We start from the raw sequence: 25,333 nt of genomic DNA on the forward strand, positions 1-25,333 counted from the left end.
TGTCGTCAAGCTTCCGAAGTATTAGAATGCGTAGCTTAAACCAATGCGCATAGTGGTATCGTCTGAGTCACGCGAAACACCAACGATGCCGTGGAAGTTATTAGTGAAGCGATAACGTCCTTGCACTCCAAACTCAGTCGATGAGGTGTCTGCGATGTCGGTGTAACGAACAAAGACTTGCGCTTGTAGTTTTGGCGTTAACAATGCATTGATACCGGTTGCACCGTAATAGCCAGTGTCGTCATAACTTTCACGGAAAGTTACGCCGCCGCCGGAAACACGTGCGCTCATATCGACATAGCTCAATCCACCTTCTAAGAACCAGTCAACATTCTGTTGCAAGCTATGGCGGTAGCCTAATCCGAAGCTGAGCAGGTCGCCATCGACTTTACCACGGAGCATTTCGCCGCCAACGTTCTCACTAAATGAGTCGGAAACGTTGGTATAAGAACCATTTAAGTAAAGTTTGTCATTCAACAGTTTGTTCAATTCAAAGCCGAATCCGTCGATACTATCGCTGCCAGTTCCGTATTTGACATAGCTAACATTGGCGAAGTCATAGGTTAAGTCGTTTGCTAACACGTTGCCTGATACAAGTAAGGCACCAATCAAAGCTGAGCTCTTTAGAATTTTCATAAAAGATCCTTTTAAATTCAAATGGTTAAATTAGTCATGACCGGGTTTTTAGTGTGGCCTGACCTTGAGATGCAATTTAGGTGAGAAGGGGCGTAGGTTCAATAGAGTTTGACAATTGCTGACAAAAACTCTTGTGTTAAATTTGTGCGAGATTGCCTTCGAATTGTCTACAGGTGTTGACTGGATTGGTCTTGAGCGAAACATAAAAAAGCTTTGAGCGGAACGAACAGCCTTGAGTGGAACGAACAGCCTTGAGCGGAACGAACAGCCTTGAGCGGAACGGAAACAGCCTTGAGTGGAACGAACAGCCTTGAGCGGAACGAACAGCCTTGAGCGGAACGGAAACAGCCTAGAGCGAAACGAAAAAAGCCTCGCTATTGCTAGCGAGGCTTTTCGAATAATGGTGCCCAGAGGCGGAATCGAACCACCGACACGGGGATTTTCAATCCCCTGCTCTACCGACTGAGCTATCTGGGCATGCCGAAGCATCTTGCGATGCGGGCGGTATTAGACTTGTTTTACGTGACACTGTCAAGGCTTGAACAGCAAAGTGACCGAAAAAAACAATCACCTGCTGCTATTTTAGCCAAGCCGCATCAGCCATTCGCGCTTAAGGACGAATTTGTCCATTACCAGTCACAACAAACTTTTCTGTTGTTAATGACTGCAAGCCCATTGGACCATAGGCATGTAACTTAGATGTTGAAATACCAATTTCCGCACCAAGGCCAAGTTGGCCACCGTCAGAAAAGCGTGACGAGGTATTCCACATGGTCACTGCTGAGTCAATGTCAGCAATAAAGCGCCGCGCGGTTTGTTCATTCTCGGTGCAGATAACGTCGGTATGGCCACTGGAAAATTGATCTAAGTGCGCCACTGCATGGTCATAATCACGGACTGTCCGAACTGCGATTTCCAGCGCTAGGTATTCTTCACCAAACGCATCATCAGCAATCAGCTCAGCGCGATCGAAGTGCGCTAAGGATTTTTCGCAAGCATGAACTTTGACGCTCTTCTCAGCAAGTGCGGCAGCAGCCATCGGTAAGAAACGCTCGGCAACATCAGCGTGCACTAAAAGTCCCTCGAGGGCATTACAGACACCGGTTCGTTGGGTTTTACCATTGAGTAGGAGTGCAAGTGCTTTGTTGAGATCTGCGTCTTTGTCGACGTATAAATGACAAACACCTTTATAATGCTGAATCACTGGGATTTTGCTGTTATCACTCACATAGTGAATCAAGCCTTCGCCGCCGCGCGGGATGACTAAGTCAATATGGTCGCTTTGCTTTAATAGCTCAGCCATTAAGTCACGGTCTGGCGTCGGCACGACGGTGACCACGTCTTTTGGCAAGCCGCTAGCTTCGATGGCGCTATGCATCGCTTCGGCAATCACTTTACTGGTGCCAATGGCTTCGCGACCACAACGCAAAATAACGGCGTTGCCAGACTTAAAACAAAGAGCGCCAGCATCAGCAGTAACATTTGGGCGTGCTTCGTAAATCATGCAAATAACGCCAAGGGGAATGCGCATTTTGTCGACCCGCATCCCGTTTGGGCGCTCTTCGAGCAGATAACTTTCGCCAACCGGATCGGGTAAAGCAATAATCTCTTCAATGGCACTCGCCATGTCTTCAATCCGCGCTTCGTCGAGAGCGAGGCGGTCCATCATCGCTGCATCGAGGCCTTTTTCTTGACCCGCAGTTAGGTCGTCAGCATTGGCTTTTAAAATCGCCGGTGTATGCTGACGAATGGCGTCAGCCATCTTCTGTAGAACTGCATTTTTCTCTGCAGTTGGTAGTGTCGCTATTGCACGCGCTGCTTTTGCGGCACGTTGCGAAATTTCTTGTGCTAATACTTGGTTACTCATTTTTTGCTCCATAACATTAAATCGTCGCGGTGAATGACTTCGCTGATTGGGCTATAACCGTATGCTTCAGCGATTGCGGTGTCGGTTTGTCCTTTGATATGAATCAGCTCGTGGGAGCTATACCGACAAATACCTTTTGCGATCGTTTCCATGTTTTCTGCACTACGAATGAGCACTGCATCGCCGCGATCAAAATTTCCTTGTATATCGACGATACCCGGACTAAGTAACGAACCACCTTCTTCGCGCAGGGCTTTGATTGTGTCTGAATCGACTAATATCTCGCCCTGAGCAATTAAGGTGTGGCGCAGCCAGTGCTTCTTATTACTCAGTGGGTTTTCTTTGGCTTTAAATAAAGTGCCGGGGTTTTCATTCCGCAACAGCACTTCAAACTTACTGCCTTTACGGCCGTTTAGAATGTACGTATCGATGCCATGGGTCGTGGCTTTTTCTGCCGCTTCGACTTTGGTGCGCATGCCTCCGGTACCAACAGTACTTGCTGAACCGCCAGCGAGTGCATAAATGCTTTGGTCGATTTCATCAACGACAGGTATGAGAGTCGCGTCTTTGTGTTTGTTCGGATCTTTGTCGAACAAACCGTCAATGTCTGAACAAATAAATAAGGCATCGGCGTCGACGACAGTTGCCACCATCGCTGCCAAGTTGTCATTATCACCGACTTTCAGGTCGTCGGTCGCTAACGCATCGTTCTCATTGGCGATCGGCATAATGCCGTGCTCAAGCAGCGTATTGACTGAGTTACGGATACTGATGTAGCGCTCACGATCGCGCAAATCATCATGTGTCATGAGGACTTGAGCACAGGGGAAATCAAAAAAGCGTGCCCAGCTTTCCATGACTTGGGTTTGTCCAACAGCCGCCATGGCTTTTTTAAGGACAACCGGAACGTGTTTATCTTCGTGGTTGAAATGATGTCGGCCTGCTGCAACGGATCCAGATGAAACCAAGACAATTTCTTGTCCGCGCTCACGGCATTCATTAATGAAGCGAGCGATGGCTAAAAGATATTTTGAACTGCAACCGTTACCATCTGGCGCGATAAGAGCACTGCCGACTTTAATCACTGCTCTCCGCCAGGCTGGGATTTTCATATGCACTCCCTAGTGGACAATCGAGCTGTATATACTAGCAAAATTGACCTTTGGCCTCTACCGCAAAGGCCGTTAAGAGCGGGTAAATGCCATTAATCTCAGTGATAGGGGGTATTCAGAAGATTGTTGCCCTGAATATTCTCAGTGTGTTACTGACTGCATAGAATTTAAATTTTTATGCAGCATTCTCGCGCTTTCATTCATTTTGCTATGTGAAAGTATAAAAAAGCCGGAACATCGTGTGTGAATGAGTTCCGGCTTATTGTGATCTATTCGCGTTCATTATTTGCTTGGCGGTGTATAACCTTCGATGTCGACGTCTTTACCTTCGAACAGAAAACCTTCCATTTCCCGTTCGAGATATGCACGCGCGTCAGGGTCCATCATATTCAAGCGCTTTTCGTTAATCAGCATGGTTTGCTTTTTCTGCCATTCGGCCCACGCTTCTTTAGATATATTTTCGAAAATTCGTTGTCCTAGCTCACCAGGGTAGAGCTGAAAGTCTAGACCGTCGGCTTCTTTTTGGAAATATTGACAAAATACAGTACGGGCCATGTTTTACTATCCTCATATCTGGGCGCAGGCTTTTTGCTGCGGACTAAGCACAAACGTCATTCGAACATTGTTATAGCTAGCAGTTTATCATACCGACGCCACCGGAAGCAGCAATGGCGAGTGAGATTATCGCTCTGCTTGCAGTTGTGCCTGTAAAAACTGTCGAATCGGCGTCGGTAAACCCACAGAATCTAATGCTTCGAGTGGCAGCCAATGGTGATCGACATAATTGGCATCTGGCTCTTGCAGGTGAGTGTGATCATGTTGCCATACTTTTGCCTGCAGTTTGTAGTGACTGAAGGTATGCTGAAATTCACCGACCAAACTTGCACCTTTAGGAACGCCGTCGACTTCGGGAAGCGACCAAAGCCGTGCCCAAATGCCGGACTCAGGTCGCCGTTGCAACCAAATTTGGCTATTTTCCACGCGCCAAATAAAGTGCCCTTGCCGCAAAGGGATGGTCTTTTTCGGCTTTGGATTGGGGAACTCGTCGACGCGGCTTTGCTGAAAAGCGATGCAGTTTGACTGTAAGGGACAATCATTGCAGTTTGGCTTTTTCGGCGTGCACACAGTCGCCCCTAAGTCGAGTAGGCCTTGAGCAAATGCACGATTGTTGTTTTGTGGCGTAAATTGCTCAGCGAGTTGCCACAATTGCTTGTTTACTGCGCTACTTAAAGGGGCTCCGGCAATTGCAAAAAACCGACAAAACAAACGCCGTACATTGCCATCGACAATTGGGCCGTAGTCATCAAATGCGAAGGAGCGAATAGCCCCAGCGGTGTAACGACCAACGCCGGGAATCTGCTCGAGTTCAGTTAATGAGTTCGGAAACTCACCTTGGTACTCTTGAGTTAGGTATTGCGCGGCCTTTTGCAAATTGCGCGCACGCGAGTAATACCCAAGCCCTTGCCACAAGGCCATGACCTGATCTTCCTCGGCATTGGCGAGGCTATGCAAGTCCGGAAACGCCTGCAACCAACGCTGAAAATAAGGAATAACAGTGCTAACTTGCGTTTGTTGCAGCATAATTTCACTGACGAGTACGCGATAAGGCGTCGCTGGTTGTTGCCAAGGCAAATCGTGACGCCCATGCAGCGCTTGCCATTGCAGAACAATGTCAGCAAATGCTTGCGGCTTGAGCGGATGCGTAGCTTTTTGAGGTAATTGGTTACTTTTTTTCTGCGAACTCATGAAATTTGCTTGTTTTTACGGCAGCGAATTGGATAATGGCGACCCATTTTAGACTTCATTCGACTAGTGTAACAGGTTCAACGAACATGGCAGAAGATAAATCAGCAAACGTATCCGAGCAGGCTCCTGCAGCTACTGGCGAGCGCTATATGCGTCAAATTCGCAGTTTTGTGCGGCGCGAAGGGCGTCTGACGAAAGGGCAAGCTGGTGCACTCGAACGCCAATGGCCAACCATGGGTATTGAGTTTCATGGTGAGAAGTTAAACCTGCAAGACTTGTTTGGCAATGACAATCCAGTAGTACTAGAAATTGGCTTCGGCATGGGAAAGTCGCTAGTTGCCATGGCCAAGGCCGCACCGGAAAAGAACTTTATTGGTGTTGAAGTGCATCGACCTGGTGTCGGTGCGTGTTTACTTGAAGCGGAAAGCCAAGGTGTTACCAACCTCAAAGTTATTGAGCACGATGCGGTTGAAGTTTTGAAAGAATGGCTGCCAGACCACACGCTTGCGGGTGTGCAAATATTTTTCCCTGACCCATGGCATAAAAAACGCCACCATAAGCGCCGACTCGTGCAGCCTGAGTTTGTTGCGCTATTACGACAAAAACTAAAACTCGACGGCGTTTTACACTTAGCGACGGATTGGGAAAATTATGCTGAACATATGCTGGACGTAATGAATAATGCTCCAGGTTATGTGAATCAAGCTGCAGATGGCACTTATATCCCTCGCCCAGAAGAACGGCCACTGACTAAGTTCGAACAGCGCGGCCATCGACTTGGCCATGGCGTTTGGGACATGAAATTTACCGCAGTTACTTAATTCTTAGTTACTTAATACTTAGTTACTTAATACTTTGTTACTTAATACTTTGTTACCTAGTTCTCAAGCAAATCGGTGAGGACTTGGTTTAAATACAGCCGCCCATGTGCGGTGGTTTCCCAAGACTCTTGATGACTGACAATGTAACCGCGTTCGATTGCATGATTGAGCGCGGTGTCAGCAACACTTAACGGTAAACCCGTGTAGGCCACAAAATCGGGTTTTGGCGTTGGTTCCAGTAAGCGTAATCGATTCATAAAAAACTCAAAACACAAGTCTTCACTGCTCACTTGCCACTGTTTGTATAAGTAGGGGCGAGTCAGGTCGAGGTAGCCCCGAGGGTGTTTAATTTTCTCGGTGCGAATAATGCGCTGCTCGTGGGGTAAGGTGATTTTGCCATGAGCACCGCAGCCAATTCCGAGATAATCGCCAAATCGCCAATAGTTGAGGTTATGCTTGCCGCGATGTCCAGGCTTGCCATAGGCGCTCACTTCATACTGCTCATAGCCAGCAGCAGCGAGGCGCTGATGTCCTTGCTCATAGATATCCCATAACAGGTCATCATGCGGCAATTCAGGTGGTTGGCTGGCAAACAAAGTGTTCGGTTCGATGGTCAACTGATACCAAGAAATATGCGGCGGGTTTAATGCAATAATGCCCTCAAGATCCGCCATGGCGGTCGCCAAGGTTTGCTCTGGCAAGCCGTGCATCAAATCTAGGTTAAAACTTGCTAATGCCAAGGTGCTGGCGTGCTGCGCTGCGGTTTGGGCTTGCTCAGGATCGTGAATGCGCCCGAGCCGCTTAAGTTGTTCAGCTTGCAAGCTTTGCACGCCAATCGAGAGTCGATTCACGCCAGCCGCAGCGAAACCGGCAAAGCGCTCAGTCTCAAAGGTGCCAGGGTTGGCTTCTAAGGTAATTTCAATGTCTTGGCTAAATGGCACTCGCTCACGAATGCCTGCGAGGAGTTTACGGATACCTGCAGCCGAAAACAGACTTGGCGTGCCACCACCAATGAAGATGGATTGCAGCTCACGACCTTGCACGTACTCGAGGTCTTCTTCGAGGTCAGCGAGCAGACAAGCAATATACTCTGCCTCGGGAATGACGTCCGGTTGCGCATGAGAGTTAAAGTCGCAATAGGGACATTTTTGCACACACCACGGAATGTGCACGTAGAGGCTTAATGGCGGCAGAGTTAACCGGTTGGTTTGCTTCATTGTAATTGCTTTAGCAGTGCAGCCAACGCTTGGCCACGATGACTGATTTCACTTTTCAGCGTGCGTGGTAATTCGGCGGCAGTACATTGATGCTCGGGAACGAAGAAGATCGGATCGTAACCAAAACCGCCGGTACCGCTCGCGGTTTCAGTAATGTATCCGGGCCAAACGCCATGACAGACAATTGGAGTAGGGTCATCGGCACTGCGCATATACACTAACACGCAATGAAACTGTGCCCGGCGCTGGTCGCTCGGAACACCTTCGAGGGCGGCGAGCACTTTCGCAATGTTGGCCTGGTCTTTGGTCAATGCTTCGCCATTATTATCAGCCTGCGCAAAAACGACGCCGTCCTCAATTTGAGCATAGCGAGCAGAGTAGATCCCCGGGGCACCGCCAAGATAATCGACCGCCAGGCCTGAATCATCGGCGAGTGCAGGCTTTCCGGTTGCTGCACACGCGTGGCGGGCTTTGAGAATCGCATTTTCAATAAACGTGAGCCCGGTTTCGTCAGCGTCAGTCACGCCTAACTCAGTTTGCGCCCGAACTTGCCAACCAAGCGGGCTCAGCAATGCACTTAACTCAGCTAACTTGCCTTGATTGCCGGTTGCGAGTACAAGGTCTTTCGGTGTTGAATTAATAATTGTTTGATTTTTAGACATATTTTAAATCTGTCATGGTTCATTAATTTTCAGCTGCGATTATAGCGCACTTCTTTTGCTGTGTTATTATCAATTGCCTTGAAGTTCATGAAAGGAAAGTTAAAGACCCGATGGAAGCAGTGAATTTACTCATACTCATAGCTGGCGCAATGCTATTTATTAGTATCGTTGCTGTGCAGTTTTCGGTGCGCGTAGGTGCTCCGCTGCTTTTAGTTTTCCTTTCAGTTGGTATGCTCGCAGGCGAAGAGGGGTTACTTGGGCTCTCCTTTAATAACCCGGATATGGCATTGTTAATTGGCTCCGTGGCGCTGGTGATTATTCTCTTTGATGGCGGTTTGCGAACGCACCCTGAACGCTTTCGAGTGGCCCTTGCTCCGGCTGCCATGCTGGCATCCATCGGCGTTGTAATTACCTGTGCGGTGACGGGTGTTGCTGCCGCCTATTTATTCGGATTCTCGTGGATTGAAGGCCTGTTACTTGGAGCTATTTTAAGCTCGACCGACGCCGCTGCGGTATTTTCAATTTTCCAGTCGCAAAAACTACGCATTAAAGAACGTGTTGCAGCAACGTTAGAAATTGAGTCCGGTAGCAATGATCCGATGGCCGTGATGTTAACGGTGACGTTAGTGAGCGTCCTTGCGCAGCCAGATCTTCCATTGGGATGGGGCGTGATCGCAGTATTTTTGCAACAAGCAATTGTGGGCGCTGTTTTTGGGTACTTAGGAGGACGACTTTTTGTTCTCACATGTCGCAAGTTAAACCTCCATATTTCATTTTTTCCCTTGCTTGCGATTGCTGGCAGCATCCTTGTCTTCGGCTTGACCGCCAACCTCGGTGGCAGCGGATTTCTTGCTGTGTATTTGATGGGCTATTTAGTCGGTAATGCGAAGCTTCCCCAGGTCATGCATATTCTTCGCGTTCATGATGGTTTGGCGTGGCTGTCGCAGATCGTCATGTTCCTCATGCTTGGTCTCTTAATGACGCCGAGTTCAGTGGTTGAGGTGTTGTTACCCGCCTTAGCCCTCGCTGTTGTGCTCATATTTGTCGCACGCCCCATTGCAGTTTTCATCAGTTTGGCACCGTTCAGGTTTCCTTGGCGAGACCAAATCTTTATTAGCTGGGTAGGTTTGCGCGGAGCCGTGCCGATTGTTTTGGCGTTGTTTCCGTGGATAGCCGGCCTTGAAAACCAGCAACTTTATTTCGAAATTGCATTTGTCGTCGTGTTAGTTTCGTTGGTGGTGCAAGGTTGGAGTATTTCCTTCACCGCGCGCAAAATGGGCTTAGAGATTCCGCCCGAGCCGGAACCTGATTCACGCACACCAATCGAATTGATTCGTGCCGATGACGTCATGGAAGTCGCAGTGTTTAAAATTACCGAAGACTCGCTTGCCGTGGAGCATTTTTGGCACGAAATTAACCTCCCTCGAGAAGCCGATTTTGTTGGTGTCGTTCGAGACGGGCAGTGGCTCCGTAGTAGCAACAACCCGCAGATTCTAGCCGGTGATCACCTGATGGTGCTGACACGTGCTGCTGATGTCGCCAAAATTAGTGAAGTGTTGGCTTCGTCTGGCAGTGATAAACGTGTGAATCGCAAATCATTCTTTGGTGATTTCGTGCTTAATGCCGATATTACTTTGGCGGATTTATCCGGTTTCTATGTCATCCCAGAAGATGCGTACGAGGATTTAAATACGGATATTCGCAGCATCTTTCATCGTCGCTTCCACCGTCGTGTGGTTATCGGTGACCACATCGTTCTCGGCAATTTAATGTTTACGGTGCGTGAAGTGGCTGACGATGGGGTAATATTGAAAGTAGGTGTGAAAGTAATCGAGCAAACTAAATCGGTTTAAATCTAGTTTGCTCGTCTCTTCTGATTCGGAAGCAACGCCGACGACTTAATCGCGATAGAACGTGTGTTGGAACCGAAGCTCTTGGGTTTCGTTACCATGACGAATGGTAATAAAAAAGCGCAGACGATCGTCATCGCTGTGGCGAACTTCGCTAATAAAGTAGATAGCCGGTTCTTCAATAAAGCGGCGGAACTGAAGTTCTTGTCGCTGTCCAACACTATTCAATGCATAACCTTGAATCTGCGCTCGCAAGGCAGGTTTACCTTCCTGCTTTGTGTCGAGGACTGAAATATTGATTAACCCACGCGCATTGCTGCGCCGGATGTTATAGCGAGCGGCAATTTCTGGCTGCAGGAAGGTGCTAGGGAAGGCGATGTAATGTACCTCCCAGTCGCCTAAAGTAGTGTATTGTCCGCCTTGAGCTTGTTCTTGATCCGCTGCTGCAGACCATGAGAAAAGGGCAAGCATGGCTAATGCAAGCATCCATAAAACGGGGGTAACGTAACACGCTTTACTTTGCACCTTGCGTAAATACTGCATCATGGTTAACCTCCCAGCGAAATCCGCAAGAACTGGACAATAATGATGAGGACCAGTACCGAAAGGTCGAGGCCACCAATTGGTGGAATAATTCGACGAATTGGCGACAGCATCGGTTCCGTCAGCTGCGCCATGACAAATTCCATCGGATGACGGCCTTGACTAAACCAACTCAAAATAGCTCGAATTAACAGAATCCAGAACATTAAGTTTAACGTCGTGATCACCGCGGCTTGAATTGACGCGATAAATAACTCGAGCACAGAGAACGGAAAGCCGTTCAGTCGCATGTACATAATCAAATAGATTTTTAATGCGGATAACGCCAGCACTAAGAAAGCTGCGGCAATATCAAAACGACCAATAGTCGGAAAGACTTTCCGCAAAGGGTCAAGGATTGGGCGCGTGACTTTCACAATAAACTGCGACACCGGGTTAAAATAATCAACCCGTGCAAGTTGCATCCACAGGCGCAGAATAACCACCATAATATATAAATTAAACAGTGTATCGATTAAAAATAATGCACCGTTGCTCATCTTGATTTCCTTTAATGTGCTCGAAAGCGATATTCGAAAAGTGTGCGTGGGTAAACGCTCAGCCAGCTAACTTAAAATTCTGTAAGCATTGACTTACTTGTGGCTAGAACAATTTAGCCATTTCTTGGTTTCGTGCAACCGCTGCGCCTACCGCACGTTTTGAAATCTCACCAAGTTCAGCTTGCTGATAAGCTTCAATTCCTTTGGCGGTTGAACCACCCTTGCTCGTGACCTGTTTGCGTAGGTCGATAAAACTTAGTTCACTCTCGCAAGCCATTTTTGCGGCGCCCAATGCAGTTTGTTGGACCATCAGTCGTGCTTGTTCAGGGTCAAAGCCAAACTCTTCGGCAGCGCGTTGCAAACCATGCATAAACTCGAAGAAGTAGGCTGGGCCACTGCCAGCAACAGCACCGAGTACATCAATGCCGTCTTCGTCTTCTAACCAGATGGTGGTACCGACGAAGTTAAATACTTGCGTGACAAACTCGCGATCGTCATCCGTTACTGAGCTGTCAGCGACTAGCCCTGACAAACCAGCACCAACCAGTGATGGCGTATTGGGCATGACGCGAACGACACGGATATTGTCACCGAGGAATTCGTAGTAGCTCGCAAAGCGCAAACCGGCAGCGATAGTAACAATTAATTTGTTGGCTAAATCGGGGACGTTGGCTTGCAAGTCTTCACAAACTTCCCGCATTAATTGTGGCTTTACAGACAGAACAATGACGTCCGCTTGGCGCGCAATTTCGTGATTATCTTGTGACGTTGTTAAGCCGTATTTTTCTTCAAGCAAGTCTAATTTTGGCCGACTCGGATTACTGACTAAAACCGCATCGGCGGGAAATCCGCCTTTGATCATGCCGCCAATAATGCTTTGAGGCATATTTCCAGCACCAATGAAACCTATCTTACGAACCTGATTTGGCATCCTAAAATATTCCTTATGTAGGCGAAGAATTTAACAGTAGTTTATCGTGAATGGCGACGATTTTCCTGCTTTTCAAGCGTCATTACCGAGAAGCCTGACTTTGCGAGCTTGGATTGTCGTGTCGAAAAGTGACCTTTAAGTGTCGCGAGCACCAAATAGTGCGGTACCAATTCGAACCATTGTCGAGCCATGCGCAATCGCTTTCGACAGATCGTTGCTCATACCTAACGACAAAGTATCGACGCTCGGATAGTCGGCCTGCAAGGCAACAAAAGCTTGTTGTAACTGCGGAAAACTGTCGTCCTGCTCGGCGGGAGTCGCATTGGCTTTCGGAATGGCCATCAAGCCCCGTAGCTGCAAATTCGGCTGGGTGTCAATAAATGCTGCGAGCGCCGGAAGTTCAGCGAGCGCAATTCCTGATTTGCTATTTTCATCGTCGATATTAATTTGGATGAGAACTTGCAGTGGCGGCAACTCTGCTGGACGTTGCTCACTCAGGCGGCGGGCAATTTTTTCCCGGTCAATGCTTTGACACCAAGCAAAATGTTCCGCGACATCTTTGGTTTTATTGGATTGCAATGGACCAATGAAATGCCATTCGATGTCGTGCAAATGTGCTAACTCTTTGATTTTGTCGACGCCTTCCTGCACATAATTCTCACCAAATGCACGCTGACCTAGCTGGTACAACGCTGCAATAGCGGATGCAGGTTTGGTTTTGCTTACTGCTAATATCCGTACTAAGCTTGTGTCACGGTTGCATTTTTTTGCTGCATCAGCAACCTGACGCTGGACAGACTGCCAGCGCTCTATGAGGGATGGTATAGAAGCAGGTGTTTTTGCTTGAGTCTCAGGGGGCATCAGCGTAACCTCATTTTATTCGCTCGGGTAATCGCTCGTTAATGAGAAAAATAACATGGATATTAAACAATTACTTGAATACAGTGTGACTAATAAAGCGTCTGACTTACATTTGTCCGCTGGCACTCCGCCTCTTGTTCGTATCGACGGTGATCTTGTCCCAGTTAGCTCAAAACCGCTTAACGCGGAAGAAGTCGGGCATATGGTCAAGTCGGTGATGAATAAACGCCAACTTGAAGAGTTTGAAAAACGCTTAGAAGTCGATTTTTCATTTGCCATTGACGGCGTCGCTCGCTTCCGTGCCAACGTATTTAAACAACAGTATGGCCCAGCCGGCGCGTTTCGTACCATTCCTGATCGGGTATTAACCCTTGAGGACTTGCGTGCTCCGGAAATCTTCAAGCGCATTGCCGAATATCCGCGCGGGCTCGTACTCGTTACTGGACCAACCGGTTCGGGTAAATCAACCACGCTAGCAGCCATGGTTGATTACATTAACGAGAACACACCACAGCACATCCTTACCATTGAAGATCCTATCGAATTTGTGCACCAAAGCAAGCAAAGCTTGGTGAACCAACGTGAAGTATTCCGCGACACCTTAAGTTTTAATAGTGCCTTGCGGGTTGCCTTGCGTGAAGACCCTGACGTTATCCTCGTTGGTGAGTTGCGGGATTTAGAAACCATTCGCCTCGCCTTAACGGCGGCGGAAACCGGTCACTTGGTCTTTGCAACGTTACATACCACCTCGGCGCCAAAAACCATTGACCGGGTTATCGATGTTTTCCCTGGCGATGAGAAAGCCATGGTGCGCTCGATGTTATCAGAGTCATTACGAGCGGTTATTTCGCAAACTCTGGTGAAGAAGCAAGGTGGTGGCCGTGTTGCTGCTCATGAAATCATGTTGGCAACACCGGCGATTAAAAACCTTATTCGTGAGGCGAAAGTGGCGCAAATGTACTCTGCTATTCAAACCGGTGCTTCGGTGGGCATGCAGACCCTCGAGCAGTCGCTAAATCGCTTAGTTGAATCGGGCACAATTTCCTATACCCAAATGCGCAGCAAACTAGGGCAAATCGAGTAGTGCCTAAAGCGCCGTTTTTCGCTAGAATAGCAGCCAATTTTTTGGGCAGTTAGAAAAGCGAGAAACGGCTATGCGTGTGCTTGGTATTGAAACGTCGTGTGACGAGACAGGAATTGCAGTCTATTGCACTGAGCAAGGCCTCTTGTCGCATGTCTTGTATAGCCAGGTAAAGCTGCATGCCGACTATGGTGGTGTCGTGCCAGAATTGGCGTCACGTGATCATGTTCGCAAAACTCTCCCTCTTATTGAGCAAGCGCTCAGCGAAGCAAAATTACAACCCGACCAAATTGATGGTGTTGCCTATACGTCTGGCCCAGGTTTAATTGGTGCCTTACTGGTTGGCGCAACCATTGGCCGCAGTTTGGCATTTGGTTGGCAAGTTCCGGCTATTGGCGTGCATCACATGGAAGGCCATTTGCTAGCGCCTATGCTGGAAGCGAGTCGCCCGGATTTTCCGTTTGTGGCGCTATTGGTTTCTGGTGGCCACACCCAACTGGTGCGCGTCGATGGCATTGGCGAGTACGAATTACTGGGTGAATCCGTCGATGACGCCGCCGGCGAAGCTTTTGATAAAACCGCCAAGCTTTTAGGCTTAGACTACCCAGGTGGACCGCGACTCGCCAAGCTCGCAGAGCAAGGTGTAGCAGGGCGTTTTCAGTTTCCTCGGCCGATGACCGACAAGCCTGGCTTAAATTTCAGCTTTAGCGGTTTGAAAACAGCTGCAGCGACCGCGATTGCGGAAAACACCAACGATGAGCAAACGCAGGCTGATATTGCGCGCGCTTTTGAAGATGCGGTGGTGGACACTCTTTTGATTAAATGCCGCCGTGCGCTCGAACAGACCGGCTTGAATCGGTTGGTCATGGCCGGTGGTGTGAGTGCCAACAAGCGCTTACGCGCGGCATTGGCAGAGACGATGAGTAAGCTCGGTGGTGAAGTGTTTTATCCACGTGCGGAGTTTTGTACGGATAACGGCGCGATGATCGCTTTTGCTGGTGCGCAACGACTTGCTGCAGGGCAACATGCGGAAGCTGCAGTCAAAGTGCGACCGCGCTGGCCACTGACAGAATTGCCACCACTAAATACACCAGACGCTTAAGTTACTTGTTTTTGTTGTTTTTGCGTTTGCCTGGACGAAAAGCAACTTCGGTGCCATTCCACAAGCGGACGATATTTGTGCGATGACGCCAAATAATAAGGACAGCGAGCATAAATGCAGGAATGGTGTATTGCGGCTTAATTAAAAACGCATACAGCGGCGCTAAAGCAACGGTAATGAGAGCCGCGAGTGACGACACCCGGCTAACCCAAAAGACCAATATCCAAGTCATGATCAGCAGTACAGCCATTTCCGATGCAACAGGAAACATGGCGCCTAGCGCCGTTGCAACCGCTTTACCGCCTTGAAACTTAAAATACAGCGGATAAATGTGGCCAAGGCAGGCGGCAATGGCAACGAGACCTAGCTCTATCGGGGTAAGGCCGAAGAAATAAGCAGCCCAAACTGGGATCATGCCTTTTAAGACGTCGCCTAACAGCGTTAAACCAGCAGGAACAGGGCCACCTAAGCGATACACATTGGTTGCACCGGGGTTGCCAGAACCGCGCAGACGAGGATCGTCTAAACGAAAGGCTTTACAGATGAGAATCGCGCTACTAATTGAACCTAGTAAATAGGCGAGCACGATCATAAGGACGGCCAGAGCAGACATCGGCTTTTTTGCGAATTCCTGTTAGGTTACACTGTAACGGCGAGCATACGTTGTTTTTTCGTTAAATGCTATCCGACCAGCGCCCGTTGGCTTGTATCAATTGTTTAAATTTGTAAATGAAATTAAATCATAGGTGAATGCGTGAACGACATTGCAGGACTCCAAGTGTCTGATAGTGTGCTGATAGAAGCGCTTGAAATTCCAGCTGTAATTGGCATTTACGAGTGGGAGAAAAGCATTCAACAACCACTTGTTATTGATGTTGAAATGGCCTGGGATAACCATGCTGCCGCGACATCCGGGGATATCGCCGACGCTCTTGACTATGCGGCCGTGTGTCAAGCGCTCGAAACTGCGGTTCAGGCTCAAGCTTGGGGCTTAATTGAAGAAGTCGCTGAAGCATTGGCTGCACTTATTTTGAATCAATTTGGCGTAGTTGCGGTGCGCTTACGTGTGGCGAAACCAACGGCTATCAAAGCGGCGAGAACCGTTGCTGTGTTGATTGAAAGGAAACGCTCAGCATGAGCACAGAAGCGAGTCGACAAACTCAACTCACACGCGTGTTCTTAGGAATTGGCAGCAACCTCGAGCGGTTAAAACATATTCAAGCAGGCGTACTGGCTTTGGAAAACGCATTCACTGAGGTGTCCCTGTCGCCTATCTATGAAAGTGACGCCTATGGTTTCGATGGCCCGGCATTTTATAATTTGGTTGCCGAAGTTCAAACTGCACACTCGCTGGCAGAAGTGCAGCTGATTTGTCGTGAAATTGAACTTGCTCATGGACGCCCAGCCATTGCCGAGAAGTACAGCTCGCGCACGCTCGACATTGACGTCTTACTCTATGGTGATCGTGTGCAGCCGGCAACTGCCAGCGAACCAGCCTTGCCTCGCAGCGATGTCCTAACACGTGCCTACGTGCTCAAACCCCTCGCTGACCTTGCGCCGTTTGCGCGGCATCCACAACTGCAGCGAAGCTATCAAGAGTTATGGCTAGACATGATGCAGAGTGGCGACGATGCGAGTCAGTTAACCCAGCGCTTACCGCTTACTTGGTCGCAAGTGCTTGCTCAAGGAACTGCAGACGTCGGCGCTTAAGCTCCAAACTAATTTCTTGATGAACAAAGCCGCTGGCGATGACATCAGCCGCAGTAATGCTTTGTAACTGTTCGAGAGCTGAGCTCAAGACCATGAAATCTTTGCGTTGGCGCATATCATGAAACTCTGGATAGGCCGCAAACACGGTTTGGACACAGTGCAAAGTTTGTTGCCATAGTGCCGGTCGACGAAAACTATCGAGTGCAGATAAAATTTGCAGTAATTCTGTGGCCGTGAGCGCAGCATGACGGTGATTAAATTGCTGACAAACGTGCACAGTCGCATCCGCTATTTTTTGACAGAGGTTTGGTACGCGCCAAAGTTCATGCACAGACTTTGTTAACGTGACGTCGTGTTGCAGGTCGAAATATGCCAAGCAATAACGTGTGACCAAAGCTTCTTCATAGTCATCATGAGCACTTGGTAAAGGTTGTGTGGCCTTTGCCGTTAACGCTCGAAAAGATAACAGTGGCGCTGTTGGGATCGGGCTTTGGACTAACGCGGCAAGTGCGCCGAACTCTTGCAGTACTTGAAAGTATCGGGCTGGATTCGGCGTTGCTAGCGCTTTTCGTGTTTCCATCCAAATACGCTCGGGGGTGAGCGTGGTTAACTCACCAGACGCTACCATTTCGCGCATTAAGGCACCGGTTTCCGGTGCAATGGTAAAGCCAAAGTTGGCAAAGCGGGCAGCAAAACGAGCTAAACGTAAAACCCGCAACGGGTCTTCAGTAAATGCAGCGGAGACATGGCGCAAAACCCGTTCTTCGATATCGCGACGGCCGCCATAAGGGTCGATTAAAGAGCCGTCGTCAGCCATGGCAATCGCATTAATGGTTAAGTCTCGTCGTTGCAGGTCTTCTTCAAGTGTCACATCCGGGTCAGCGTAACAAGAAAAGCCAGTGTACCCTCGACCAGACTTGCGCTCTGTACGAGCTAATGCATATTCTTCCTTACTTTGCGGGTGCAAAAATACCGGAAAATCTTTACCGACTTGCTGAAAACCGAGCGCCAGCATGGCCTCAGGCGTTGCTCCCACCACGACATAGTCATGTTCGTGTGGTGTTAGCCCCAGTAACTCATCGCGCACTGCGCCGCCAACTCGATAAACTTTCATCTATACTTCATCACTCCAGAAGTGTTTTCGACTGTTCACTATTACGTTACTGTAACGTTGAAGACGCATGGTGAACAGAGATTCGTTGCGTGATTTAGCACGCCCTGCTAACGTGCAAAGATAAGAATAACAGTATCATAACCTTAGGTATTCTGTGTCCATGTATCATGATTATTTTGGTTTTGAGCAAGTTCCTTTCTCAATTGCCCCGGATCCCGAGTTTTTGTTTCTTGGCCCGCGACACCGAGAAGGTCTTGAGCATCTGCGCAATGGCTTAAGCGGTAGCGGTGGATTTTTGCTCTTAACCGGCGAGGTGGGTACAGGAAAAACAACGCTGTCGCGGGCGGTTATGGAAGAGCTTGGTGACAAGCTCGTGGTCGCCTTTGTGGTGAATCCGATGCTAAGCGAAAGAGAAATGCTGGCGACAATTTGCGACCAGTTCGGCATTCCCGGCCGCCACGAAAAAGCCTCACTGAAGCGATTAACTGATCATTTGAGCAAGTTTTTGCTTGCTAGCAGCGCAGTTGGTCGTCATCCCGTGATTTTGATTGATGAGGCGCAACATCTTTTACCTTCTGTATTAGAACAATTACGCCTGCTGACTAACCTAGAAACCAACGCGCGTAAGTTACTGAGTATCGTCTTGATTGGTCAGCCTGAATTGCAAGAATTGTTGCAACGTCGTGAGTTGCGCCAAGTGGCACAGCGTATTGTGGCCCGTTATCACTTACTGCCTTTAACCCATGCGGAAATGCAGGAATATATTCACCATCGTTTGACCCGTGTTGCTCAACCTCAGGTTGAGGTCGGCAGCATTTTCCCGCCTGCGTCGTTAAAAGCGATTTATCAATTTAGTCAGGGAACCCCACGTTTAATTAACCTTGTTTGCGACCGGGCGTTGCAACTTGCAGCCCGTGCCGAAACGAAAGTTGTGAGTAAGGCGTTAGTTAAGGACGCGATTCAATCGCTCAGTTTACAGACGCCTGCTAGTCAGCATCATCGAAGAGCACGACCAAGTTGGGGAACGCTGGCGGCAAGTATCGGTATCGTGGCCGTGGTTGCTGCATTCGGGTGGTGGTATTTCGACCGAGCTGAATCCGATCAGCAACTTGTGAATGATAGTAACGCAACGCAAACAGCAGAGCGACCTGAAAACGGCCAAGAACAAAGTTTGCATGGTTTACCGCTACCACGAGCGCTCATGGGATTAGCTGAGCTGTGGCAGGTGCAGTCATTTATTGATGACGGCGAGCCATGTGCCAGTTTACAAGATGTGCGGCTAGGTTGTTTACAGGCACACATGAGCTTGGATCAAGTTATTAGCTTTGATTTGCCGGTGGTTTTTGAACTTTCTGAAAGTCCAGCAGAGCAGTCACAACAGCATGCTGTGTTGCTCCATTATCGGCCGAATGATCAAGGCGTGCGGACATGGACATTGCTTAGCGAGCGTGGGGTGCATGCTATTGCTGAAGCAGAACTACGAGCGCATTTTCCCAGTAATGTCCTGATGATTTGGCAGTTGCCGCCGACCCCAAGTAACGATTGGGTTGCAAGTGGGTTAACAGCGCGGGCGCCATATTCAATGCAAGGCGCTGGGTATTCTGCACAATTGAATTGGCTACGCAGGAATCTCGCTCAGATTCACGATCGGAGTGACGTTAACGAGGAATATTTCACGGCGACAGAACTTGCCTATTTAAGTAGTGGTGCACTTACTCATGGGCCACGTTTAAGCGCTGTGAGCACGTTGCAATTAACCAGTGTCCAGACAATTCCACGTCACCTGCAGGCAAACAGCTTTGCGGAGCTGATGATTCCCGAGCTGACGGTTGGCCGCAGTGAAGAGCGAGATAGCGGCGACGAGCGGCTGCAGGCTCAGGCCACTGATGATGAGGGCGAGGAATATGTATCGGAGCGTATTCGGAACTTGTTTGACAGCGCTGTGGCAGAGGTCGGATTCGATGATTTGATTAATCCACCACCAGCAGTGCCCGAACCGACCCCGACGCAAGCAGGGCCGCTAGCAAGCTTTCAAGATCTAACACCACAACAACGGCAACGTTTACCGGCACTGAGTTATGAGTCGCACATGTACAGTGGTCGTAATCAGGATCGATGGGTACGGTTTGACGGGCGAATGCTCCGTGAAGGTGAGCGTTATCGTGATTTGCGCATTATTTCGATCGAACCGTCACATGTCATTCTTGGCTTTGATGATTTTCTATTTCAACTTGAAGCACTTGAGGATATTCCTTATTGAATACTTGCGAACTCATCCAACCTTTGCGATGATGCGTATAAAGTTAAACGGCCGTTTGAAAAAATCATTGAGGCCGCATCGACAAGGTGATGGGAGTAGAAAATGAGTGAGTATCGAGTTGCGTTACAAGACATGAACTTTGTTCTGTTTGACGTTCTAAATGTCGCTGATGACTGGGCGAATATGGACCAGCTGAGTGATGTCATTGACCCCGACACAGCGCGGGCAATTTTAGATGAAGCTGCAAAGCTGACTTCGACACTAATTGCGCCCAAGGCGCGCGCTGCCGATGAAGAAGGCATTCATTTTGCTGACGGCGTTGTTACCACCCCAACCGGCTACAAAGAGCAGTTTAAACAACTGGCTGAAGGCGGCTGGGTTGGCGTGACTGCGAATCCTGAGTACGGCGGAATGGGTATGCCGAAAACACTGTCTGCTCAGTATGAAGAAATGATGTGTGCCGCAGACATTTCATTTTCGCTTTACTCAGGTCTTACGGCTGGCGCGATTATGGCGCTCGACTTGCATGCCAGTCCTGAACTCAAAGACATCTATTTAGAGAAAATGGTGACCGGAGAATGGACGGGTACCATGTGCTTAACTGAGCCTCATGCTGGTACTGACCTTGGCATTATTCGTTCGAAAGCAGTTCCAGCGGACGATGGCAGTTATGCTATTAGCGGTACAAAGATTTTCATTACCGGCGGCGAGCATGACCTGACCGACAACATCATTCACTTAGTATTGGCGAAGCTACCCGATGCACCTCCCGGCACCAAAGGTATTTCTCTCTTTGTGGTGCCAAAATTCCTAGTCAATGAAGACGGTTCAATCGGCGAGCGCAACCAAGTGGTCGCTGGTTCAGTTGAACACAAAATGGGTATTCATGCGTCAGCGACTTGCGTGATGAACTTCGACGGTGCCAAAGGTTGGTTAGTTGGTGAACCGCATCGTGGTTTAGCCGCCATGTTTACGATGATGAACTATGAACGTCTAGGCGTCGGTATTCAGGGGCTTGGTGCAGCAGCGCGTTCGTATGGAACAGCGCTCGAGTATGCATTGGATCGCCGTCAAGGTCGTGGCGCAAAAGCCACGGTTGATAAGAGCGCCGAAGCGGATCCATTGTTAGTGCACGGCGATATTCGTCGTATGTTGCTCACCATGAAAGCGTTTGTTGAAGGTGGTCGTGCATTTTCAAGTTATGTCGGCCAACAACTGGACCGCGCAAAATATGCCAATACCGCGGAAGAGCGCGCCGCTGCTGAAGCACAAGTGCAGTTATTGACACCGGTTGCGAAAGCATTCCTTACCGATACTGGACTTGAAGCTACGATTGCCGGTCAACAGATTCTCGGTGGTCATGGCTATGTGCGTGAATGGGGACAAGAGCAGTTAGTCCGTGATTGTCGCATTGCCCAAATTTACGAAGGCACCAATGGTATTCAAGCACTCGATTTACTTGGCCGTAAGGTAGTCGGATCGGGTGGCCAATTGCTATTACCACTTGGCGCTGAAATTAAACAGTTCCTAGAACAGGAGCCCGGCCAGTGGGGCACTGAGTTCAAGCAATTGGCTCAAGGGCTAAGCGAACTAGAGCGTGTTTCCAAAGACGTTCTGACCGGCTTCCAGAGCGATGAAAACCTCATTAATAGCGTTGCGGTTGATTATCTCAATTTACTTGGCTATGTCGCCTTTGGTTACTTATGGTTACGGATGGCAAAAGTCGCCGAAGCAAAGCCAGAACTTGGCGCTTTCTCGACCGGGAAAGTGAAAACAGCGAAGTTCTATTTTGCGAAACTGTTCCCGCGGGTACATAGCTTAGTTGCCACCATCGATGCTGGCTCGGAAACCTTGTACGAATTCGACCAAAGCGAATTTTAAAGCTTGACCTCGATGTATCAAAACCCCAATCGACAGGCAGTTTGATTGGGGTTTTTTGTTGTCTCTTGGGCGTTCATGACGTATGTTAGGAAAACAGTCAGTCGTCAAGTGATTGCTATGGAACGCATAACAACAAAAACAAATCACGATCCTAACAACGATGCATTTCGCCTAACCTTTTCGAAAGCGTTAATCTTGCTCACTGCTTGGGTTTTGCTCTGGCGTTTTTCGGCTATCCTCGAGTATGCACCTTACGCAAGCATTTGGTATCCCCCTGCAGGCCTCTCTTTTGCTGCCCTTCTGGTTTATGGTTGGCGAGCTATTTTGCCGATTTTTGCTACATCGTTTGTACTGAATTATTGGCTGACAGCTATGTACGGGCTGACACCGCCAGCAGAAGAATTGTTTTACCATAGTCTACTTTTCGGCCTTGCGCATACACTTGCATATAGTGTTGGGGCGTTGTTTTTGCGCCAGTTCATTCGCATGCAAGTGGTGCAATCTTTGCCCGGGTTTGTCATGGCATTCTTGGCTATGGGCAGCATTACCGCGTTACTTGGCTCATTTTTTGGCAGTCAGGTTTTGCTAACCACAGGGTTAATTACGGTTTTTGATTTGTATGACGTCTGGCTGCCATGGTGGATTGGTGACCTCGTTGGTGTGCTTGTTCTGACCCCGTTATTTGTCGCGGTTATGCTTTGGCGTTCGGCATTTTTTTCAGTGTGGCAGCGCCGATTACGAGTGACAAGTAAGGATACTGACTGGTATCAATTTGCATTCAAACTTGGTCATAGTGTCGCCATCGTTTTTGCTCTAATTATCTCGGCATGGTGGTTCGAGCGTTCAGAAATTGCCTTTCTGTTCTTCTTTCTGACCATTCCGCAAATGTGGATCGCCTACACCGAAACGGCTGTGCGAACGGCTGTCAGTTTAGCCATCTTAAGTTTGAGTATGGCAATTGGCATTGCATTATTTGGTTTATCAGAAACCGCTTTAATTGCACAATTTGCCCTCGCGGTTATCGCATCAACCGTCTATTTCAGCATTTCTGTCCCGGCAATGTTAGCCGAGCAGGAGCGCCTGCAATATCAAAGTCATGTTGATCACTTAACCAAGGCAGCAAGTCGCTCTTATTTTCTTGAAGTCGGCCGCGATGAAATCGAACGTGCTGAATATCACCAGTATCCGATTACGGTCGCAATTTTTGAAATCAGTAATTTCCGGATGATCAACCATACGTTCGGTCACGCTGCTGCTGATGCGGTGTTGAAGAAAGTTGCTGAATGCTTGCAAGGGCATCTGCGGCATACCGATGTATTGGCTCGCGGACGCGGCGCTTCGTTTTTGGTCTTAATGCCGGAAACCGATGCAGGACAGGCGGCGAGTGGCGTGCAACAAATGAGCGCAAGCCTACATTATATGAGCCTTCCACAATTGACCTTGCCATTGGAGATTAAATCGGCAACCGTTCAAGTTGCGAAAGATGAAACGATCGAGCAGGCGCTCGACCGTGTTAGTCAAAGTCTCGATGTCGTATCTTCTTAATCGCGCTCGACTTAATTGCGCTCGACTTCATTGCGCTCGAATAGAACCATGGTCTCGCTATGTGCGGTTTGCGGGAACATGTCAATAACACTATAGCGTGCAATACGATAGCCCGCAGCGATCAGTATTGCAGCGTCGCGGGCTAAGGTTGTTGGGTTACACGATACATAGAGAATGCGTGTGGCACCAAAATGAATGATTTGCTGACAAATCTCAAATGCTCCAGAGCGCGGTGGGTCAAGCATAATAAAGTCGTATTGTTGCTTTGCCCAACTTTGCTGTTGTAACGGTTGGTCCAAATTCGCCACCGCAAAGCTAGCATTCAGGCAACGGTTTTCCTTGGCATTCTGCTCTGCTCGACGGACTTGCTCACTAACGCCCTCGACGCCAACAATCTTACGACATTGTCGACTTAAGGGTAGGGTAAAGTTGCCAAACCCGGAGAACAAGTCGAGACCAATTTCCTGCGACTGCGGCTGAATCCAAGCGATAGCTTGTTGGATCATCGCAGTGTTTACATCGGCATTAACTTGTAGAAAATCGTGCGCCTGAAATGAGAGTCGTATTGGCTCGAAATCCCCACCGCTGCCACTTGAATCCTGGAAGGAATAATACATCGGCTCGACTTCTGCGTGGCCTAACTGCTGATAGGTCAGTTGTTTACTGTCTTTACCAGCAGCATTCATAGCAAACACGACGGTTACGTTTGCTTGTTGTGCAAATTGCTCCCAAGCCAACTTGTCGCGCGAAGGTAAGGGCTTTAATTGTCGCACAAGTAATCGTGGTCGAGGCTCAGCAGCGATCATCTCAACGTGGCCGATATTCGCGCGCCCTTGCAGGCTTGGAAGAAATGCTTGTAGTTGCGGCACAAGACTTTGTAAATCCGGTTCGAGTACCGGACATTCGTGAATGGCGATAATTTGTTTTGAGTCACGGGCACGAAAACCACAGATAAACGGTTGGTTTTTAGTTTCCGTGACCGCAAAGCGAGCTTTGCGACGATAGCCGTAAGGCTTACTTTCAATCGTCGGCGAGGGCTCTGGCAATACTTGCAGGTCGTGCTCGCTGTTGATTTGATGGGCGAGCAGCTCTGAGGTAGACGCTTGTTTGAATTCAACTTGCGCTGCCAACGACGCATGTTGCAATGAGCAGCCGCCGCATTCACCAAAGTGCTGACAAGTTGGACTAATACGCTGTGCTGAGGGCTGTTTAATACTACGAGCCACGCCTTCATTGAAACGACTATGGCTGGCGCTTATTTGGACTGTAACTTCTTCGTGCGGCAGAACGCCGCTGATAAATACGATTTTACCTTGGGCGTCACGAGCTACCCCTCGTCCGTCATGGCTTAAACGTTCAACCTGCAGATAGTTTCCGCTTTTTTCCGAGGCATTTTTAGTAGCCTGAACGATAGCAGTTGGTTGGCTTTTGGCTGGACGCTTTTTAGCCTTGGCTTGCAAGCGTTTTTCTTTCAAGTGACGGTCAAATAAAGAGGGCATACAGTCAGTCCTATGTTCAATTATCGCTAGTTTACCATTAATTAACCTTTCGGTTTGAAAATCCTGTGCTAGGCTTAATTATGAACTTGCGAAGTATGGGCGACTTTAGTTAACAAGGAGCATGACATGGGGGTCGAAGTGAGTGGACTATTAGGTCTTATCGTTTTAATTCTAAATATCTATGCAATTGTCAAAACAGTTCAAAGTGCCGCAGGAACTGGCTCAAAGGTATTGTGGATTGTTTTAATCATTCTTTTGCCGGTTATTGGTTTCATACTGTGGTTCTTACTTGGGCCAAAAGGTTGACTTTTCTTTCATTGAAAAACATGAAGTAAAAACATCAATTAAAAAGCCGC

At 48.6% G+C, this 25,333-nt stretch carries 24 protein-coding genes and 1 tRNA gene; 10 read left to right on the plus strand and 15 right to left on the minus strand.

The window, feature by feature from the left end; genetic code table 11:
* Positions 1-21 precede the first annotated feature (21 nt).
* The 6 genes from CWE06_RS10945 to mutY all read right to left on the minus strand — a co-directional run bounded on the left by CWE06_RS10945 (position 22) and on the right by mutY (position 5,361).
* On the minus strand, positions 22-636 hold the full coding sequence (locus CWE06_RS10945) for an outer membrane protein (RefSeq protein ID WP_126794097.1): 615 nt from the start codon (positions 634-636) through the stop codon (positions 22-24).
* A 401-nt stretch (positions 637-1,037) separates the two neighbouring features.
* Positions 1,038-1,113: transfer RNA gene (locus CWE06_RS10950), tRNA-Phe, on the minus strand.
* Positions 1,114-1,246: 133 nt separating this feature from the next.
* Positions 1,247-2,503 carry a glutamate-5-semialdehyde dehydrogenase gene (locus CWE06_RS10955; RefSeq protein WP_126794100.1) on the minus strand — a complete coding sequence of 419 codons (1,257 nt, stop codon included), beginning with the start codon at positions 2,501-2,503 and terminating at the stop codon, positions 1,247-1,249.
* Entirely contained in the window at positions 2,500-3,615 is a 1,116-nt protein-coding gene (gene proB, locus CWE06_RS10960; protein WP_126794103.1) for a glutamate 5-kinase, read from the minus strand. Before proB ends, CWE06_RS10955 begins: the two co-directional genes overlap by 4 nt.
* A 282-nt stretch (positions 3,616-3,897) precedes the next feature.
* Positions 3,898-4,170, minus strand: coding sequence for an oxidative damage protection protein (locus CWE06_RS10965; RefSeq protein WP_126794106.1), 273 nt, complete (start codon positions 4,168-4,170; stop codon positions 3,898-3,900).
* Positions 4,171-4,296: 126 nt separating this feature from the next.
* Positions 4,297-5,361 (minus strand): A/G-specific adenine glycosylase, encoded by a 1,065-nt coding sequence (gene mutY, locus CWE06_RS10970; protein ID WP_126794108.1) that lies wholly within the window; start codon positions 5,359-5,361, stop codon positions 4,297-4,299.
* A gap of 86 nt (positions 5,362-5,447) precedes the next feature.
* On the opposite strand from mutY, the gene trmB reads away from it, so the two are divergent.
* Positions 5,448-6,182, plus strand: coding sequence for a tRNA (guanosine(46)-N7)-methyltransferase TrmB (gene trmB, locus CWE06_RS10975; protein ID WP_126794111.1), 735 nt, complete (start codon positions 5,448-5,450; stop codon positions 6,180-6,182).
* Positions 6,183-6,238: 56 nt separating this feature from the next.
* Here the strand turns inward: trmB and hemW are convergent, their stop codons facing one another.
* On the minus strand, positions 6,239-7,399 hold the full coding sequence (gene hemW / locus CWE06_RS10980; RefSeq protein ID WP_126794114.1) for a radical SAM family heme chaperone HemW: 1,161 nt from the start codon (positions 7,397-7,399) through the stop codon (positions 6,239-6,241).
* Positions 7,396-8,061: an RdgB/HAM1 family non-canonical purine NTP pyrophosphatase gene (rdgB, locus tag CWE06_RS10985; RefSeq protein ID WP_126794117.1), complete on the minus strand. Its 666-nt coding sequence runs from the start codon at positions 8,059-8,061 to the stop codon at positions 7,396-7,398. The genes hemW and rdgB overlap by 4 nt, the downstream gene beginning before the upstream one ends.
* Before the next feature lie 110 nt (positions 8,062-8,171).
* Between rdgB and CWE06_RS10990 the strand changes: the two genes are divergently transcribed.
* A complete protein-coding gene (locus CWE06_RS10990; protein WP_126794120.1) occupies positions 8,172-9,914 on the plus strand; it encodes a potassium/proton antiporter in 1,743 nt (580 codons plus the stop codon).
* Positions 9,915-9,959: 45 nt separating this feature from the next.
* Here CWE06_RS10990 and CWE06_RS10995 read toward each other — a convergent pair whose 3' ends face one another.
* From CWE06_RS10995 to CWE06_RS11010, 4 genes are all read right to left on the minus strand, one after another.
* Positions 9,960-10,457, minus strand: coding sequence for a DUF4426 domain-containing protein (locus CWE06_RS10995; protein ID WP_126794122.1), 498 nt, complete (start codon positions 10,455-10,457; stop codon positions 9,960-9,962).
* 2 nt (positions 10,458-10,459) lie between these two features.
* Complete coding sequence (locus tag CWE06_RS11000) at positions 10,460-10,993, minus strand: YggT family protein (protein ID WP_126794125.1); 534 nt, start codon at positions 10,991-10,993, stop codon at positions 10,460-10,462.
* A gap of 103 nt (positions 10,994-11,096) precedes the next feature.
* Positions 11,097-11,924 carry a pyrroline-5-carboxylate reductase gene (gene proC / locus CWE06_RS11005; RefSeq protein ID WP_126794128.1) on the minus strand — a complete coding sequence of 276 codons (828 nt, stop codon included), beginning with the start codon at positions 11,922-11,924 and terminating at the stop codon, positions 11,097-11,099.
* 135 nt (positions 11,925-12,059) lie between these two features.
* The gene (locus CWE06_RS11010; protein WP_133307001.1) at positions 12,060-12,785 is read right to left on the minus strand and encodes a YggS family pyridoxal phosphate-dependent enzyme; all 726 of its coding nucleotides are present in this window, start codon (positions 12,783-12,785) and stop codon (positions 12,060-12,062) included.
* 55 nt (positions 12,786-12,840) lie between these two features.
* Here CWE06_RS11010 and CWE06_RS11015 point away from each other — a divergent pair, with 55 nt between their 5' ends.
* Both CWE06_RS11015 and tsaD read left to right on the plus strand, forming a co-directional pair.
* Positions 12,841-13,869: a type IV pilus twitching motility protein PilT gene (locus tag CWE06_RS11015; RefSeq protein ID WP_126794130.1), complete on the plus strand. Its 1,029-nt coding sequence runs from the start codon at positions 12,841-12,843 to the stop codon at positions 13,867-13,869.
* 70 nt (positions 13,870-13,939) lie between these two features.
* Complete coding sequence (gene tsaD / locus CWE06_RS11020) at positions 13,940-14,968, plus strand: tRNA (adenosine(37)-N6)-threonylcarbamoyltransferase complex transferase subunit TsaD (protein WP_126794133.1); 1,029 nt, start codon at positions 13,940-13,942, stop codon at positions 14,966-14,968.
* A gap of 1 nt (position 14,969) precedes the next feature.
* On the opposite strand, the gene plsY is transcribed toward tsaD, so the two are convergent.
* Entirely contained in the window at positions 14,970-15,581 is a 612-nt protein-coding gene (gene plsY, locus CWE06_RS11025; RefSeq protein ID WP_126794136.1) for a glycerol-3-phosphate 1-O-acyltransferase PlsY, read from the minus strand.
* Between the two features lie 141 nt (positions 15,582-15,722).
* Between plsY and folB the strand changes: the two genes are divergently transcribed.
* Complete coding sequence (gene folB / locus CWE06_RS11030) at positions 15,723-16,106, plus strand: dihydroneopterin aldolase (RefSeq protein ID WP_241972549.1); 384 nt, start codon at positions 15,723-15,725, stop codon at positions 16,104-16,106.
* The gene (folK, locus tag CWE06_RS11035) at positions 16,103-16,678 is read left to right on the plus strand and encodes a 2-amino-4-hydroxy-6-hydroxymethyldihydropteridine diphosphokinase (protein ID WP_126794139.1); all 576 of its coding nucleotides are present in this window, start codon (positions 16,103-16,105) and stop codon (positions 16,676-16,678) included. The genes folB and folK overlap by 4 nt, the downstream gene beginning before the upstream one ends.
* On the opposite strand, the gene CWE06_RS11040 is transcribed toward folK, so the two are convergent.
* Positions 16,629-17,792 carry a tRNA nucleotidyltransferase/poly(A) polymerase-related protein gene (locus CWE06_RS11040; RefSeq protein WP_126794142.1) on the minus strand — a complete coding sequence of 388 codons (1,164 nt, stop codon included), beginning with the start codon at positions 17,790-17,792 and terminating at the stop codon, positions 16,629-16,631. The genes folK and CWE06_RS11040 overlap by 50 nt on opposite strands.
* 160 nt (positions 17,793-17,952) lie before the next feature.
* Here CWE06_RS11040 and CWE06_RS11045 point away from each other — a divergent pair, with 160 nt between their 5' ends.
* From CWE06_RS11045 to CWE06_RS11055, 3 genes are all read left to right on the plus strand, one after another.
* Complete coding sequence (locus CWE06_RS11045) at positions 17,953-20,052, plus strand: AAA family ATPase (RefSeq protein WP_126794145.1); 2,100 nt, start codon at positions 17,953-17,955, stop codon at positions 20,050-20,052.
* A 102-nt stretch (positions 20,053-20,154) separates the two neighbouring features.
* Positions 20,155-21,933 carry an acyl-CoA dehydrogenase C-terminal domain-containing protein gene (locus CWE06_RS11050; protein ID WP_126794148.1) on the plus strand — a complete coding sequence of 593 codons (1,779 nt, stop codon included), beginning with the start codon at positions 20,155-20,157 and terminating at the stop codon, positions 21,931-21,933.
* A gap of 117 nt (positions 21,934-22,050) precedes the next feature.
* Positions 22,051-23,478, plus strand: coding sequence for a sensor domain-containing diguanylate cyclase (locus CWE06_RS11055; RefSeq protein WP_198679095.1), 1,428 nt, complete (start codon positions 22,051-22,053; stop codon positions 23,476-23,478).
* Between the two features lie 11 nt (positions 23,479-23,489).
* On the opposite strand, the gene rlmD is transcribed toward CWE06_RS11055, so the two are convergent.
* Entirely contained in the window at positions 23,490-24,977 is a 1,488-nt protein-coding gene (gene rlmD, locus CWE06_RS11060; RefSeq protein ID WP_126794154.1) for a 23S rRNA (uracil(1939)-C(5))-methyltransferase RlmD, read from the minus strand.
* Positions 24,978-25,103: 126 nt separating this feature from the next.
* Here rlmD and CWE06_RS11065 point away from each other — a divergent pair, with 126 nt between their 5' ends.
* Positions 25,104-25,283, plus strand: a complete 180-nt coding sequence (locus CWE06_RS11065; RefSeq protein WP_126794156.1) for a PLD nuclease N-terminal domain-containing protein — start codon at positions 25,104-25,106, stop codon at positions 25,281-25,283.
* Positions 25,284-25,333: the final 50 nt, after the last annotated feature.

This window comes from Aliidiomarina haloalkalitolerans, from assembly GCF_003987315.1.
Lineage (GTDB): Bacteria > Pseudomonadota > Gammaproteobacteria > Enterobacterales > Alteromonadaceae > Aliidiomarina > Aliidiomarina haloalkalitolerans.

Coding starts and splice junctions, on each gene's coding strand:
- trmB (WP_126794111.1), top strand. CDS start 5,448: ATGGCAGAAGATAAATCAGCAAACGTATCCGAGCAGGCTCCTGCAGCT.
- CWE06_RS10990 (WP_126794120.1), top strand. CDS start 8,172: ATGGAAGCAGTGAATTTACTCATACTCATAGCTGGCGCAATGCTATTT.
- CWE06_RS11055 (WP_198679095.1), top strand. CDS start 22,051: ATGGAACGCATAACAACAAAAACAAATCACGATCCTAACAACGATGCA.
- tsaD (WP_126794133.1), top strand. CDS start 13,940: ATGCGTGTGCTTGGTATTGAAACGTCGTGTGACGAGACAGGAATTGCA.
- CWE06_RS10995 (WP_126794122.1), bottom strand. CDS start 10,457: ATGATGCAGTATTTACGCAAGGTGCAAAGTAAAGCGTGTTACGTTACC.
- CWE06_RS10955 (WP_126794100.1), bottom strand. CDS start 2,503: ATGAGTAACCAAGTATTAGCACAAGAAATTTCGCAACGTGCCGCAAAA.
- CWE06_RS10945 (WP_126794097.1), bottom strand. CDS start 636: ATGAAAATTCTAAAGAGCTCAGCTTTGATTGGTGCCTTACTTGTATCA.
- CWE06_RS11045 (WP_126794145.1), top strand. CDS start 17,953: ATGTATCATGATTATTTTGGTTTTGAGCAAGTTCCTTTCTCAATTGCC.
- CWE06_RS10965 (WP_126794106.1), bottom strand. CDS start 4,170: ATGGCCCGTACTGTATTTTGTCAATATTTCCAAAAAGAAGCCGACGGT.
- CWE06_RS11015 (WP_126794130.1), top strand. CDS start 12,841: ATGGATATTAAACAATTACTTGAATACAGTGTGACTAATAAAGCGTCT.
- hemW (WP_126794114.1), bottom strand. CDS start 7,399: ATGAAGCAAACCAACCGGTTAACTCTGCCGCCATTAAGCCTCTACGTG.
- CWE06_RS11065 (WP_126794156.1), top strand. CDS start 25,104: ATGGGGGTCGAAGTGAGTGGACTATTAGGTCTTATCGTTTTAATTCTA.
- CWE06_RS11010 (WP_133307001.1), bottom strand. CDS start 12,785: ATGCCCCCTGAGACTCAAGCAAAAACACCTGCTTCTATACCATCCCTC.
- mutY (WP_126794108.1), bottom strand. CDS start 5,361: ATGAGTTCGCAGAAAAAAAGTAACCAATTACCTCAAAAAGCTACGCAT.
- folK (WP_126794139.1), top strand. CDS start 16,103: ATGAGCACAGAAGCGAGTCGACAAACTCAACTCACACGCGTGTTCTTA.
- plsY (WP_126794136.1), bottom strand. CDS start 15,581: ATGTCTGCTCTGGCCGTCCTTATGATCGTGCTCGCCTATTTACTAGGT.
- proC (WP_126794128.1), bottom strand. CDS start 11,924: ATGCCAAATCAGGTTCGTAAGATAGGTTTCATTGGTGCTGGAAATATG.
- CWE06_RS11000 (WP_126794125.1), bottom strand. CDS start 10,993: ATGAGCAACGGTGCATTATTTTTAATCGATACACTGTTTAATTTATAT.
- CWE06_RS11050 (WP_126794148.1), top strand. CDS start 20,155: ATGAGTGAGTATCGAGTTGCGTTACAAGACATGAACTTTGTTCTGTTT.
- rlmD (WP_126794154.1), bottom strand. CDS start 24,977: ATGCCCTCTTTATTTGACCGTCACTTGAAAGAAAAACGCTTGCAAGCC.
- rdgB (WP_126794117.1), bottom strand. CDS start 8,061: ATGTCTAAAAATCAAACAATTATTAATTCAACACCGAAAGACCTTGTA.
- proB (WP_126794103.1), bottom strand. CDS start 3,615: ATGAAAATCCCAGCCTGGCGGAGAGCAGTGATTAAAGTCGGCAGTGCT.
- CWE06_RS11040 (WP_126794142.1), bottom strand. CDS start 17,792: ATGAAAGTTTATCGAGTTGGCGGCGCAGTGCGCGATGAGTTACTGGGG.